Origin of the sequence: Nocardioides sp. CPCC 205120 (genome assembly GCF_048654585.1) — a bacterium.
In the GTDB taxonomy this organism is placed as follows: Bacteria; Actinomycetota; Actinomycetes; order Propionibacteriales; family Nocardioidaceae; genus Nocardioides.
In genome coordinates this window covers 2,289,100-2,302,661 of sequence record NZ_JBMCYY010000001.1, presented here as the reverse complement: position 1 = coordinate 2,302,661, position 13,562 = coordinate 2,289,100, and the positions used below count along the sequence as shown (strand labels likewise).

The 13,562-nt window shown below is 75.5% G+C and carries 15 protein-coding genes; all 15 read right to left on the bottom strand.

Annotated features, from left to right (window positions below; all coding sequences use genetic code 11):
• Positions 1 to 4 precede the first annotated feature (4 nt).
• The 15 genes from aroB to dut are packed head-to-tail and all read right to left on the bottom strand — an operon-like array spanning position 5 to position 13,539.
• On the bottom strand, positions 5 to 1,150 hold the full coding sequence (gene aroB / locus ACOACO_RS10725) for a 3-dehydroquinate synthase (RefSeq protein WP_420296210.1): 1,146 nt from the start codon (positions 1,148 to 1,150) through the stop codon (positions 5 to 7).
• Positions 1,143 to 1,667, bottom strand: coding sequence for a shikimate kinase (locus tag ACOACO_RS10720; protein WP_420296209.1), 525 nt, complete (start codon positions 1,665 to 1,667; stop codon positions 1,143 to 1,145). Before ACOACO_RS10720 ends, aroB begins: the two co-directional genes overlap by 8 nt.
• The gene (gene aroC, locus ACOACO_RS10715) at positions 1,664 to 2,863 is read right to left on the bottom strand and encodes a chorismate synthase (protein WP_420296208.1); all 1,200 of its coding nucleotides are present in this window, start codon (positions 2,861 to 2,863) and stop codon (positions 1,664 to 1,666) included. The genes ACOACO_RS10720 and aroC overlap by 4 nt, the downstream gene beginning before the upstream one ends.
• Before the next feature lie 13 nt (positions 2,864 to 2,876).
• Entirely contained in the window at positions 2,877 to 3,629 is a 753-nt protein-coding gene (locus tag ACOACO_RS10710; RefSeq protein WP_420296207.1) for a prepilin peptidase, read from the bottom strand.
• Between the two features lie 12 nt (positions 3,630 to 3,641).
• Positions 3,642 to 4,484: a shikimate dehydrogenase gene (locus ACOACO_RS10705; protein WP_420296206.1), complete on the bottom strand. Its 843-nt coding sequence runs from the start codon at positions 4,482 to 4,484 to the stop codon at positions 3,642 to 3,644.
• Positions 4,459 to 5,715, bottom strand: a complete 1,257-nt coding sequence (gene mltG, locus ACOACO_RS10700; RefSeq protein ID WP_420296205.1) for an endolytic transglycosylase MltG — start codon at positions 5,713 to 5,715, stop codon at positions 4,459 to 4,461. The genes ACOACO_RS10705 and mltG overlap by 26 nt, the downstream gene beginning before the upstream one ends.
• Positions 5,708 to 6,166, bottom strand: coding sequence for a Holliday junction resolvase RuvX (gene ruvX, locus ACOACO_RS10695; RefSeq protein ID WP_420296204.1), 459 nt, complete (start codon positions 6,164 to 6,166; stop codon positions 5,708 to 5,710). The genes mltG and ruvX overlap by 8 nt, the downstream gene beginning before the upstream one ends.
• 6 nt (positions 6,167 to 6,172) lie before the next feature.
• On the bottom strand, positions 6,173 to 8,875 hold the full coding sequence (alaS, locus tag ACOACO_RS10690) for an alanine--tRNA ligase (RefSeq protein WP_420296203.1): 2,703 nt from the start codon (positions 8,873 to 8,875) through the stop codon (positions 6,173 to 6,175).
• Complete coding sequence (locus ACOACO_RS10685; RefSeq protein ID WP_420296202.1) at positions 8,875 to 9,252, bottom strand: DUF6167 family protein; 378 nt, start codon at positions 9,250 to 9,252, stop codon at positions 8,875 to 8,877. Before ACOACO_RS10685 ends, alaS begins: the two co-directional genes overlap by 1 nt.
• A complete protein-coding gene (locus ACOACO_RS10680; protein ID WP_420296201.1) occupies positions 9,249 to 9,830 on the bottom strand; it encodes a hypothetical protein in 582 nt (193 codons plus the stop codon). The genes ACOACO_RS10685 and ACOACO_RS10680 overlap by 4 nt, the downstream gene beginning before the upstream one ends.
• A 25-nt stretch (positions 9,831 to 9,855) precedes the next feature.
• Entirely contained in the window at positions 9,856 to 11,256 is a 1,401-nt protein-coding gene (locus tag ACOACO_RS10675) for a replication-associated recombination protein A (RefSeq protein WP_420296200.1), read from the bottom strand.
• Complete coding sequence (locus ACOACO_RS10670) at positions 11,253 to 11,993, bottom strand: DUF3159 domain-containing protein (protein WP_420296199.1); 741 nt, start codon at positions 11,991 to 11,993, stop codon at positions 11,253 to 11,255. Before ACOACO_RS10670 ends, ACOACO_RS10675 begins: the two co-directional genes overlap by 4 nt.
• Positions 11,993 to 12,370: an OB-fold nucleic acid binding domain-containing protein gene (locus ACOACO_RS10665; protein WP_420296198.1), complete on the bottom strand. Its 378-nt coding sequence runs from the start codon at positions 12,368 to 12,370 to the stop codon at positions 11,993 to 11,995. The genes ACOACO_RS10670 and ACOACO_RS10665 overlap by 1 nt, the downstream gene beginning before the upstream one ends.
• Positions 12,370 to 13,008, bottom strand: a complete 639-nt coding sequence (locus ACOACO_RS10660; protein ID WP_420296197.1) for a DUF3710 domain-containing protein — start codon at positions 13,006 to 13,008, stop codon at positions 12,370 to 12,372. The genes ACOACO_RS10665 and ACOACO_RS10660 overlap by 1 nt, the downstream gene beginning before the upstream one ends.
• The gene (dut, locus tag ACOACO_RS10655; RefSeq protein ID WP_420296196.1) at positions 13,009 to 13,539 is read right to left on the bottom strand and encodes a dUTP diphosphatase; all 531 of its coding nucleotides are present in this window, start codon (positions 13,537 to 13,539) and stop codon (positions 13,009 to 13,011) included.
• Positions 13,540 to 13,562 lie beyond the last annotated feature (23 nt).

The window sequence follows — 13,562 nt, the reverse complement described above, 5'->3', positions numbered from 1 at the left end:
GCGCTCACGCGCCGGCCCCGATCGCCCCGCCGTGGCGGACCACGTCGTACGCGGCCCGCAGGTCGGCCTCGTCCGGCCCGGCCAGGATCCGCGGTCGCGCGAGCCCGTCGAGCACGACGAACCGCAGCTGGTCGCCGCGTGACTTCTTGTCCACCCGCATGGTCGCGAGCACCTCCTCGAACGGCGCGCCGTCGTAGGTCGTCGGTAGCCCCACCGCGGCGAGCGCGCTGGTGTGCCGGTCGGCCAGTGCGTCGTCGACGTGGCCGGTGCGCCGGGCCAGCTCGGCGACGAACACCATGCCGATCGCGACCGCCTCGCCGTGGCGCATCGTGTAGTCCTCGGCCCGCTCCACCGCGTGCGCGAGGGTGTGGCCGTAGTTGAGCGCCTCGCGCCCGGGGTGCTCGGCGCCGCTGGTGCCGGCGGTCTCGCGCAGGTCCCCGACCACGACGTCGATCTTCACCTGCACCGCGCGGCGCACCAGCTCGGCGAGCACGGGGCTCGCGGGGTCGACCGCGCCGGCCGGGTCGGTCTCGACGAGCCGGAGGATCTCGGGATCGGCGATGAAGCCGCACTTCACGACCTCGCCGAGGCCGCTGACGAGCTCGTCGTGGGGCAGCGTCGCGAGGGTGGCGAGGTCGCAGACCACGCCCGCCGGCTCGTGGAACGACCCGACGAGGTTCTTGCCGGCCGCGGTGTTCATGCCGGTCTTGCCGCCGACCGCCGCGTCGACCATGCCGAGCAGCGTGGTCGGCACGTGCACGACGCGCACTCCGCGCAGCCACGTGGCGGCGACGAAGCCGCCCATGTCGGTGGTGGCGCCGCCGCCGACCGTGACGACGGCGTCGGAGCGGGTGAAGCCCGCCTCGCCCAGCGCGTCCCAGGCCCGCACGGCGACGGCCGCGGTCTTGGCGCCCTCCCCCTCGGGCAGGGGCAGCTCGAGCACGGCCAGGCCGGCGGCCTCGAGACGTTCCACCACGGGCACGGCCAGGTGGCGCAGGCCGTCGGGGTGCAGCACGGCGACGCGGCGCACGCCGTCGCCGAGCATGGGCAGCACGTGCTCCCCCACCCCGGAGCCGATGACGACGTCGTACGGCGAGGCGCCGCCGACGTGGAGGGTCGCCGTGCCGGCGTCGACGCGGGGCTCAGGCACGGGCGTGCTCCAGCCGCGCCTCGACCTCGTCGGCCACCTGCGCCGGCTCGCGGCCGTCGGTGGGGACGCGGACGGTGGCGAGCCCGGCGTACACCGGGGTGCGCTCGTCGAGCAGTGCCTTGATGCGGCCCCGCACGTTGCCGAGCAGCATCGGTCGCGAGGCGCCGAGCCCGACCCGCTGCACGGCCTCGGCGAGGCCGACCTCGAGGAAGACCACGACGTGGCCCGCCAGCAGCTCACGGGTCGTGGGGTCGACCACCGCGCCGCCGCCCAGGGCCAGCACGCCGTCGTGCTCGGCCAGCGCCCGCGCGACGGCCTCGCGCTCGAGGGCGCGGAAGTGCGCCTCCCCGTCGGTCACGAAGATGTCGGCGACCTCGCGGCCCTCCGCGGCGACGACGTCGGCGTCGGTGTCGCGGAACCCGACGCCCCACCGGCGGGCCAGCTCGGCGCCCACCGTGGTCTTGCCGGCGCCCATCGAGCCGACCAGCACCGCGCGGGGGCGGGTGGCGGGGCTCACCGGACCCTCAGCGCGGCGAGGTAGCCCTCCACGTTGCGCAGGGTCTCGCCGACGGAGTCGCCGCCGAACTTCTCGGTCACCGCGTCGGCCAGCACGAGCGCCACCATCGCCTCCGCCACGATGCCGGCGGCCGGCACGGCGCAGACGTCGGAGCGCTGGTGGTGCGCGACGGTGGCCTCGCCCGAGGCGACGTCGACGGTGCGCAGGGCGCGGGGCACGGTGGCGATCGGCTTCATGGCCGCGCGCACGCGCAGCACCTCACCGGTCGCCATGCCGCCCTCGATGCCGCCGGCGCGGGCCGTGGTGCGGTGCAGGCCGAGCTGGTCCGGGGCGGCGCCGGGGGTGTCGGCGACGATCTCGTCGTGGGCCTGCGAGCCCGGGGTGGCGGCCAGCTCGAAGCCGTCCCCGACCTCGACGCCCTTGATGGCCTGGATGCCCATGAGCGCGCCGGCGAGGCGCGCGTCGAGCCGGCGGTCCCAGTGCACGTGCGACCCGAGGCCCGGCGGCAGGCCGTGCACGACGACCTCGACGACCCCGCCGAGGGTGTCGCCGTCCTTGTGGGCCTGGTCGATGCGCGCCACCATCGCGGCGCTCGCCGCGGCGTCGAGGCAGCGGACCGGGTCGGCGTCGAGGCGGGCGACGTCGTCCGGGGCGGGCACGGAACCGGCAGGCGCGGGCACGCCGCCGAGCTCGACGACGTGGGACACGATCCGCGCGCCCGTCGTCTGCTCGAGGAACGCCGCGGCGACGGCGCCCAGCGCGACGCGGGCGGCGGTCTCGCGGGCCGAGGCCCGCTCGAGCACCGGCCGGGCCTCGTCGAAGTCGTACTTCTGCATGCCCACCAGGTCCGCGTGGCCCGGGCGGGGCCGGGTCAGCGGGGCGTTGCGCGCGCTGCTCTCCAGCTCCGCGGGGTCCACGGGGTCGGCCGACATGACCTTCTCCCACTTGGGCCACTCGGTGTTGCCGACCTCGACCGCCACCGGTCCGCCCTGCGTCGCGCCGTGCCGGACGCCGCCGACGAAGCGCACCTCGTCCTGCTCGAACTTCATGCGCGCGCCACGGCCGTAGCCGAGGCGGCGCCGCGCGAGCGCGTCGGCGACGTCGCCGGACGTGATGCGGACGTGGGCGGGAAGACCTTCGAGGATCGCGACCAGGCTGGGGCCGTGCGACTCCCCCGCGGTGAGCCATCGGAGCATGGGGGCGAGTCTTTCACGCCGCGAGGCCGGGCAGCACCGACGGCCCGAGGAGCAGACCGAGCAGGGTGCCGAGGAACATGAACGGGCCGAGCGGGTACGACGAGCGGCCGAGCACCCGCAGCAGCATCAGCACCCCGCCGACCACCCCGCCGAGCAGGAACGGCAGGTAGAGGCCCAGCGCCAGCTCGGCCCACCCGGCCCAGCCCAGCACCGCGCCGAGCAGGCCGGACAGGCGCACGTCGCCGAAGCCCATCCAGCTCGCGTTGATCCGCCACGGCAGCCAGTAGCAGAACAGCGCGATCCCCAGCCCCCAGGCGGCGCGCCGTACCGGGGCACCGTCGCCCTCCACCACCCAGGCCGTCGCCATGAGCAGCGCCACCACGGCGTACGTCGGGTAGATGATCCGCGTCGGCAGCAGGTAGGTCCGCAGGTCCACCCACGACAGCAGCGCGCCCACCCCGGCCAGCACCACGAGCCACGTCAGCGGCCACGCCCAGCCGGTGTGCGCCCCCAGCAGCCCGCCCGTGAGCGCGGCGACGACGGCGAGACCGAGCGGGAGCGCGGGCGCGGCGGCGAGCTCCGCGAACGTCGGGTACGCCGGCGCCTCGGCCACGGCGTCCGGCCCCGCCCCGGCGTCCACCTCGTCGTCCGCCTCGTCGTCGTACGGCGGCGGGTCGGGCACGCGGGCCAGGGCTGCGGGCAGCACCGCGGCCAGCGCGGCGGCGGCCGTCGCCCCGACGAGCACCGCACCGACCTCGACCGCCACGGTTGGACGCCCTCAGCGCTCGCGCAGCGCCGCGAGACCGGCGTCGCGCATGACGTCGACGCCCACGCGCTCGCCGGTGAACTGCTCGAACTGGAGCAGCGCCTGGTGGACGAGCAGGTCGAGCCCGTTGACGAGCACCGCGCCGCGGAGCTCGGCGGCCTCCGCCAGCGGCGTGGGCCACGGGTCGTAGACGGCGTCGAAGACCACCGGGGCCACGGCCAGCCGCTCGACGAGCTCGGGCCCCTGCGCCTCGACGGGGACGGTCGAGACGACGACCTCACCGGGCGGCGCCACGTCCTCCGCGCCCGCGATCGCGACGTCGGGGGCCGACGGGTGGGACTGCACCGCGGCCAGCGTCTCCGCCGCCCGCTCCGCGGAGCGCACGACGAGCGTGATCGAGCGGACGCCCAGGTCGGCCAGCGCCAGCGAGACCGACGTCGCGGTCGCGCCACCCCCCACCACGGTGGCCGTGCGGACCGCGTCGACACCCCGCTCGCGCAGCGCGTTGACCGCCCCCGGCACGTCGGTGTTGTCGCCCCGCACCCGGCCGCGGTGCAGCACCAGCGTGTTGACCGCGCCGGCGGCCGCCGCGAGCGGCGTGACCTCGTCGGCCAGCTGGGCCGCCTCCCGCTTCAGCGGCATCGTCACCGACAGCCCCCGCCAGGAGGCGTCGAGGCCGCCGACGAAGTCGGCCAGGCCGCCCGCCGGCACCCGCTCGGCGACGTAGCCGAACCCGGTGAGGCCGAGCGCGTCGTACCCCGCCGTGTGCAGCACGGGCGAGAGCGAGTGCGCGATCGGGTCCCCCACGACCGCGCACCGCCCGGAGCGCTCAGCCGTTCCGGTACTCGTCGACATTCCGCAGGTGCTCCTGGTAGGTCGCCGCGAACAGCGACTCCCCGCTGTCCCGGCCACTGGCCACGAAGAAGCAGTAGCCCTCGTCGGTCGGGTCGACCGCGCCCTCCATCGAGGCCCGCCCCGGCGAGGCGATGGGGCCGGGCGGCAGGCCGGGGTACCGGTAGGTGTTGTAGGGGCTGTCGATCTGGCGGTCCTCGGCCGTCGTGTCCGGGGTACCGGTCCCCGCGCCCAGCAGGTAGTTGACGGTGGAGTCCATCTGGAGCATGCCCGCGGGCACGCCCTCGGCGACGCAGGCGCCCTCGAGGCGGTCGTAGACGACCTCCGCCACGGCGGCGCGCTCGTCGGGGAGCAGCACCTCCTTCTCGATGATGCTGGCCAGCGTCAGCAGCTCGTGCTGCGTGTACCCGGGCACGGCGTCGTCCGTCAGCCCGGCCTCGGCGGCGACCTCCTTCGACCGCTCCACCATCTGCGTGAGGATCGAGACGGCCGTGGGCTCGGGCCCGAAGTCGTAGCTGTCGGGGAAGAGGTAGCCCTCGACGTCGCCGTTGGCCCCCTCCGGCAGACCGATGGCGGGGTCCTCCGCCGCGGCGGTGAAGTCCTCGACCGGCACGCCGGTGGCCTCGGCGAGGAGCGCGAGGGTCTGCTCCTTCGTCTTGCCCGCGGTGATCGTGATGCCGTTGCCGCCGCCGATGTAGTCGGCGTTCGTCATCAGCTCGGCGGCCTGGGCGCCGCTCATGCCCTCGCACATCGTCCGCGTGCCGTCCCGCACGCTCCCGCTGCCGACCGCCGAGGTGAACGCCCCGGACGAGGCCACGACACCCTCGTCGACCAGCAGACGACCGATGTCGGAGCCGACGTAGCCCGGCGGGACCGTGATCTCGACCTCGCCGGAGGTCGCGCACTCCTCGACGGACGCGACCCCCTCGAAGTCCTCGGGCTCGCCTCCGCCGTTGAGCCGGTCGGCCACCCAGCTCACGCCGAGGTAGAGGCCGCCGGCGAAGGCAACGACCAGCACGAGGGCCACGAGCAGGCACCCCACGGGCTTGCGCTTCTTCTTCGCCCGGCGCGACCCACCCTGGCGGCGGGGCTCGTAGGCCTCGTCGTCGTGGTGCTCGTCGGGGTACTCGGCGGGGTACTCGTCGGGGTACGCGCCGTGGTCGTCGTGGTGCGGGTCGTCGGCACCGAGGGCGTCCAGCGGGCTCTGCCGGTGGTGCGGGGACGGGTCAGACATCGTTCTCCTCGAGGAGTTTGCCGGGCGCGACCCCCGTGCGCCGCTCGGTGTCCAGGACGTGTTGCAGGATCAGCACGGCAGCGGCCTGGTCGACCACCGACCGCTGGTTCTTGGCCTTGCGACCGCTCGCGCGCAGCATGCTCTCCGCGGACACGGTCGTGAGTCTCTCATCGACGAGCCGGACCGGGGTGCCACCCAGCCGGGACGCCAGCTGCGTCGCGAACTTGCGGACCTTCGCCGCCGCCGGGCCCTCGCGGCCCGACAGGGACCGCGGGAGCCCGACCACGACCTCGACGGCCTCGTGCTCGTCGCGCAGCGCGACGATGCGGGCGAGGTCGCCCGGCCCGCGCCGCACGGTCTCCACGGGCGTGGCCAGGATGCCCGAGGGGTCGCACCGGGCGACCCCGATGCGAGCGTCCCCCGGGTCGATCCCCAGCCGCACTCCGCTCATCGTCGCTCAGGCGCCGTCGCCTGCGGTCGTGCGCACCTGGTCGAGCACGGCCGCGAGGGCGGCGTCGATGCCGCCGACGTCGGTGCCGCCGCCCTGGGCCACGTCGTCCTTGCCGCCGCCCTTGCCCCCGAGGTGGGGGCCGGCGGCGCGGACGAGGGCGTTGGCGCTGAGGCCGCGTTCACGGGCCGCGTCGTTGACCGCGGCCACCACGGCGGGCTTGCCGCCCCCGTCACCGACGACCACGACCACTGCCGGCCGCGAGGGCGCGATGCGTCCCCGGACGTCGAGGGCGAGGGTGCGCACGTCGCCGCCGGCGGCGCCGGGCGCGCGGGTGGCGACCACCGCCACCCCGCCGACGTCCTGGGCCCCGGCGGCCAGCTCGCCCGCGCCGGCGAGGAGCTGCGCGACACGGGCCCGCTCCAGCTCCTTCTCAGCCGCCCGCAGGCGCTCGACGAGGTCACCGACCCGGCCGACCAGGTCGTCGGGCTGGGTCTTGAGCAGACCGGTCAGCTGCGCCACGACGTCGCGCTCGCGGGCGAGGTAGGCGAAGCCCTCGACGCCCGTGTAGGCCTCGATGCGGCGGTTGCCCGAGCCGACCGACGACTCGCCGGTCACCACGATCGTGCCGATCTGCGAGGAGTGGTCGACGTGCGTGCCGCCGCACAGCTCGCGCGACCACGGGCCGCCGATCTCCACGACGCGGACCTTGGTCTCGTCGTAGGTCTCGCCGAAGAGCGCCAGCGCGCCCCACTCGCGGGCCTCGCCGAGCGTCATGTACTGCCAGCCGACGGGCAGGTCCGCCCGCAGCGCCTGGTTGGCGACCTGCTCGATGTCGTGCACCTGGGCCGGGGCGAGGCCCTGGGTCCAGCCGAAGTCGAGGCGCAGGTAGCCGGGGCGGTTGTAGGAGCCCGACTGCAGCGCGGAGGGGCCGAGCACCTCGCGCAGCGCCGCGTGCACCACGTGCGTGCCGGAGTGGGCCTGGCGCGCGCCGATCCGCCACTCGGGGTCGACGCGGGCCTGCAGGGTGCCGGCGGCGCCCGAGCCGAGCGCGAGCTCGCCGTCGACCACGCGCACCTGGTGGACCACGAGGCCCTTGACCGGGCGCTGGACGTCGATGACCTCGAGGCGACCGCCGTCGAACTCGATCGTGCCCGCGTCGGCGGCCTGGCCGCCCGACTCGGCGTAGAACGGGGTGCGGTCGAGCACGAGCTCGCCGACCTGGCCCGCCGTGAGCACGTCGGTGGCGGCGCCGTCGGCCAGCAGCGCCAGCGGGCGCGACTCGGTCTCGAGCGTCTCGTAGGCCAGCCACACGGTCGGGCCGTGGGCGTCGAGCACCCCGCGGTACGCCGACGTGTCCGCGTGCTGCCCCTTCTTGCGGCGCGCGTCCTCCTTCGACTTCTCCCGCGCCGCCTGCATGAGGCCGCGGAAGCCCTGCTCGTCGACGCTGAGGCCGGCCTCGGAGGCCATCTCGAGCGTCAGGTCGATCGGGAAGCCGTAGGTGTCGTGCAGCGCGAACGCCTTGGCGCCCGAGAGGCGGTCGCCCCCGGACTGCTTCACCTCGCCGGCCGCCAGGTCGAAGATCTGCGTGCCGGCCTGGAGCGTCTTGCGGAACGCCTCCTCCTCGGCGAACGCGACGCGGCTGATGCGGTCCCACCCGGCGAGCAGCTCGGGGTAGCCCTCGCCCATCTTGTCGCGGCTCACGGGGAGCAGCTCGGGCAGCGAGGGGTCGCCGTACCCCAGCAGGCGCATCGAGCGCACGGCGCGGCGCAGCAGGCGCCGCAGCACGTAGCCGCGGCCCTCGTTGCCGGGCGTCACGCCGTCGTTGATGAGCATCATCGAGGAGCGGACGTGGTCGGCGACGACACGGAAGCGCACGTCGTCGGCGGGGTCCGCGCCGTACCGGCGGCCCGTGAGCTCCTGGGCGCGCTCGATGACGGGGAACACCACGTCGATCTCGTACATGTTGTCCTTGCCCTGGAGCAGGTACGCGACCCGCTCCAGGCCCATGCCCGTGTCGATGTTCTTGCGCGGCAGCGAGCCGGCGACGTCGAAGTCGGACTTGCTGCGCACCGCGGACAGCTCGTCCTGCATGAAGACGAGGTTCCAGAACTCCAGGTAGCGGTCACCCGCGTCCCAGTCGCGGTCGGCTCCGTACGCCGGGCCGCGGTCGATGAGGATCTCCGAGCAGGGGCCACCGGGGCCCGGCACGCCCATCGACCAGTAGTTCTCCTTGGGCGGCAGTCGCACGATGCGGTCGTCGGGCAGGCCGGTGATGCGCTTCCACAGCGCCACCGCCTCCTCGTCGCCGTCGAGCACCGACGGGTAGAGGACGGACTCGTCGAAACCGAACCCGCCGTCGGCCTGGGACTTCGTGACCAGCTCCCAGGCGAGCGTGATGGCGCCCTCCTTGAAGTAGTCGCCGAAGGAGAAGTTGCCGCACATCTCGAAGAAGGTGCCGTGGCGGGTGGTCTTGCCGACCTCCTCGATGTCGAGGGTCCGCACGCACTTCTGGATGCTGGTGGCCCGCGGGTACGGCGCCGTCTCCTGGCCGAGGAAGAACGGCTTGAACGGCACCATGCCGGCGTTGACGAACAGCAGGTTCGGGTCGTCGAGCAGCAGCGAGGCCGAGGGCACGACCGTGTGCTCGCCGACCGCGGCGTTGCTCGCGAAGTGGTCGGTGAACCGGCGGCGGATCTCCGCGGTGTCCATCAGCTGCTGCCTTCCTGCCCGGCGCGGGGGCCGGTGGTCGAGTCGAGGGAGGAGTCGTGCGAGGGGTCGTGCGCCGCGGGAGCGGCGCCGGCGGGGCCCGGCTCCGGCGCGGTGATGCTGCCAGGCACCGCGGCGCCGTGCGCACCCGGGGTCAGCTCGGGCAGGCCGTGGGGCACGAGGCCGAACCGCTCGCGCAGCTCGGCGTCCTTCTCCGCGGCGCCCGCCGTGAACTCCTCGGCGAGCATCCGCGCCCCCAGGCGCACGCCCGCCACCCGGTCGCGGGCGCCGTCGGGGGTGAGGGCCTCGGCCACCCGGCGGGCGCGCACCGCGGCCCACAGGCCGGCGCCCGCACCGGCGACGAACCAGGCGGCCCTCACGCCGCCTCCTCCGCGCGCTGGCGGGCGTGCAGGTCGCGGCGGGCCTGCTTGAGCTCGGCGCGCCGGGCCCGGCGGGAGCGCTTCACCTCGCGGCGCACCTCGAAGCGCACCCGGTTGCGGGTCTCGGGGGCGAGCGCCCGCCGTACGCCGTAGGTCACCGCCGCGGCCCGCACCAGCGTCTCGCGCAGCACGAGGTCGGCGAAGAGCCGGCCGTCGACGCGGCCCGCGACCTCGACGGTGCGGCGGGGGGCGGCGGCACCGCTCGGAGCACCGGCGGCGCCGTCACCGGGCTCGGCGCCGAGACGGGTGATGACGTAGTCGGGGGCCGGGCGGCGGCGCCCGGCGGGGACCACCTCGCGGCGGGAGGCGTCGGCGGCCACCCGGTCGCGCTCGGCCGCCCGGCGCTCCACCGCGGCGACCTGGGCGCGCAGCTCGGCGGCGTCGGCGCGGGCGGCGGCGAGCTCGGCGCGGGTGCGCGCCTGGCGCCGCAGCACCACGACCGTGAGCACGACGACGACGGCCAGTGCGGCGAGCACCAGGCACGGCAGCACCCAGGGCGTCGTCAGTACGTCGCTCATGGGGGGTGACCTTATCGCGGGGCGCTCAACGCGCCGCACCGTCGCCGGGCTGCCCGCGCACGATCCGGCGGATGCGCGCCCAGCGCTCCCCCAGCGCGGCCTCGGCGCCGTTCGCCGTGGGCTCGTAGTAGGTGCGGTCCGCGACCGCCTCCGGGGCGTAGACCTGGGTGGCGATGCCGTACGGCGCGTCGTGCGCGTACTGGTACGTCGCCCCGTGGCCGATCTTCTTCGCGCCGGCGTAGTGGGCGTCGCGCAGGTGGGCCGGGACGGTGCCGATCTTCCCGGCGCGCACGTCGGCCTGCGCGGCGTTGATCGCGTTGTAGACGGCGTTCGACTTCGGGGCGACCGCGAGCGCCACCGTGGCCTGGGCGAGGTTGAGCCGGGCCTCGGGCATGCCGATCAGCTGCACCGCCTGGGCCGCGGCCACCGCCGTCGTCAGCGCGGTGGGGTCGGCCAGACCGACGTCCTCGCTGGCGAGCACGACGAGGCGACGGGCGATGAACCGCGGGTCCTCCCCCGCCTCGAACATCCGGGCCAGGTAGTGCAGCGCCGCGTCGGCGTCCGAGCCGCGCACCGACTTGATGAAGGCGCTGATGACGTCGTAGTGCTGGTCGCCCTGCCGGTCGTAGCGCACCGCGGCCTGGTCGACGGCGGTCTCGGTGGTGGCGAGGTCGATCTCGTCGGAGCCGCGCGACGTCGCGGCGGCCGCCGCCGCCTCGAGGTAGGTCAGCGACCGGCGGGCGTCGCCACCCGCCATCCGCACGAGGTGGGCGCGCGCCTCGTCGGTGATCGTGAGGGCGCCCGCCAGGCCGCGCTCGTCGGTCAGCGCCCGGTCCATCACGGCCGCCACGTCCTCGTCGGTCAGCGACTGCAGGCGCAGCAGCAGCGAGCGCGAGAGCAGCGGGGAGATGACCGAGAAGTAGGGGTTCTCGGTGGTGGCCGCCACGAGCGTGACCCACCGGTTCTCGACGCCGGGCAGGAGCGCGTCCTGCTGGGCCTTGGAGAAGCGGTGCACCTCGTCGACGAACAGCACCGTCTCGGTGCCCGTGCGCACCAAACCGGCGCGCGCCGCGTCGATCGCGGCCCGCACCTCCTTGACGCCGGCGGACACCGCCGAGACCTCGACGAAGCGCCGCTGCGTCTGCTGGGACACGATCGAGGCGATCGTGGTCTTGCCGGTCCCGGGCGGCCCCCACAGCAGCAGGCTCAAGGAGCGGTCGCCCTCGATGAGCTGGCGCAGCGGCGAGCCGGCGGCCCGCAGCTGCTCCTGGCCGGCGAGCTCGTCGAGCGTGCGCGGACGCATCCGCACCGCCAGCGGGGCGGCGGCGTGGTCGGCGGAGCTCAGCGAGCCGGACCCGCTGCGCGCGGGCGGCGGCGGGGCGCCCGGCACCTCGAACAGGCCGTCGGCCTCGGGCACGTCGCTCATCCGGCGGGGGTGGCGGGCGTCGCGGGTGCGGCGGGCTCCGCCAGGGGGGTCCGGTCGCGCGAGAGGATCCAGATCATCGCGGCGAAGGATGCGATGCGCAGCGGCCAGCCGAGCCCGAGGCGCAGCGCGGCGAGCACCGCCACGGCCGTGCTGGCCGACAGCGCGCCGGAGTGACCGGCGAGCCACACCGGCCCCTGCAGCAGGACGCCGATGGCGCCGGGCAGCAGCAGCAGCCACGTCAGGCGCGTGCACAGCCGCACGATCCCGCGGTCCTCGTGCCACGCCGTCATGTCGCCGGTGACGCTGCCGATGAGGAAGCCCATGAGCGGCCAGCCCACGACGCAGCTCGCGCCGACGACGACGGTGTAGCCGGCGCTGTAGAGGATCCCGGGCAGGAAGTAGGCCAGGGCCTGGTCGTCGACGGAGCCGCCGGAGCGGGCGGAGAGGTGCACGAAGAACCAGCCGATGCCGATGCCGACGAGCGCGTTCACGACGTACTGCACCGTCGAGCGCTGCACGAGCCGCACCAGCAGGAGCACGACCGTCACGGCGAGGCTCGTGACGAGGCCCAGCCGCAGGTCCTTCGTGCTCAGCCACAGGACCGTGAACAGCAGCGTGGGCACGGCCGCCTCGACGATGCCGCGCCCGCCGCCGAAGGCCGCCGACAGCTGCCGGCGCACCAGGGCCTCGACGGTGTCGACGTCGACCGCCGCCCGGGGGGCGGTGGGCTCGCTCATCAGGGCCTCAGCTCGTAGCGGGGGTTGAACATGACGCGGACGCCGTCCTGCAGGCCGGCGCGGCCGGTGACCGAGACCGACCGGCCCGCGGAGATCCCGCGGATCGAGCGGCGCCCCAGCCACACGAGCGTGATCGAGCCGGTGCCGTCGGCGAGCTCGGCCTGCAGCGAGGGCACGCCCCCGCGCGGCTGGAGCGTGACGGTGCGCAGGATGCCGAAGAGCTGGACCCGCTCGCGGTCGGGCGCGTCACCGATGCAGGTGCGGCCCTCGGCGCCGTGGTCGCGACGCAGGTCGGCGGTCTCCTGGTCGACCATCTCCCGGCCGTGCGGCCGGGCGCGGAGACCGAAGCGTCGCCGGGCCGTGTCCTCGATCGCCACTACTGCACCCGACGGGCCTGCTCGGGCACCGTGATGGGCAGGGCGTCACCGACGGCCATGGCCTCCTCGCCGCGGCGGACGACGACGCCGGCCAGCACGTCCTCCCACTCCGCGGCCGCCTCGGCGTCGGCCACCGGGCGCCCGAGGATCGTGGCGCGCAGCATCCAGCGCGGGCCGTTGATCCCCACCACGCGGGACGGCTGCAGCACCGTCGTGCCGTCGGGGCGCTGCACCGTGACCTCGCAGCGCAGCTCCGGGCCGAACCGGCCCTCCTGCTCCGTGGCGGAGCCGCCGCGGCGCACGGTCTCGGCCGCGATCATCGGACGGGTCTCGGCCCACAGGTCGCCGTTGCGCGGGGCCGCGAAGGCCCGCAGCTCGATGGCGCCCTCGGCGCCGGTGATGATGACCGCCTGGACCCGCTGGGTCTTCTGGTCGACCTGCAGCCGCACGTCGCGGCCCGGGCCGGGCGCGATGAGGAGCGAGCCGAGGTCGGCGCGCTCGGCCTCCGGCGCGTCCTTCTCGTCGTACGGGCCCATCGTCACCACGTCGGTGCGCTGCGGGGCGCCGAACGACGGCGTCAGCGCGGTGGGACCGGCGACGCCGTCACCCTCGACGCGGGGCTTGCGGCGGAACTTCACTCACTTCTCCTCTGCGTGGGTGGGGGCCGGTCCATCGCCCGCGGGCGCGGTGGTCGCGCCGAATCCCCCCGTAGAACCGTAGCCGCCCTCGCCCCGCACGGAGGCAGGAAGGGCGTCGACCTCGACGAACGCGGCGCGCTCGACCCGTTGGACGACGAGCTGGGCGATCCGGTCGCCGCGCCGCAGCACGATCGGCTCCCGCGGGTCGAGGTTGACCAGCAGCACCTTGACCTCGCCACGGTAGCCCGCGTCGACCGTGCCCGGCGTGTTGACGATGGAGAGGCCGTGGCGCGCCGCCAGGCCGGAGCGGGGGTGGACGAGCCCGACGTACCCCTCGGGCAGCGCCAGGGCGATCCCGGTGGGCACGAGCCGCCGCTCCCCCGGCGCGAGCTCCACGTCGACGGCGGTGCGCAGGTCGGCGCCGGCGTCACCCGGGTGGGCGTACGCCGGGGGCTCCAGCCCGGGGTCCAGGCGCAGGAGCGCGACGGTCGGGTCCGCCGGGCGCGGCGGTGCGTCGGAGGTCTCGGCCACGCCGGGAACATAGCCCCCGCCAC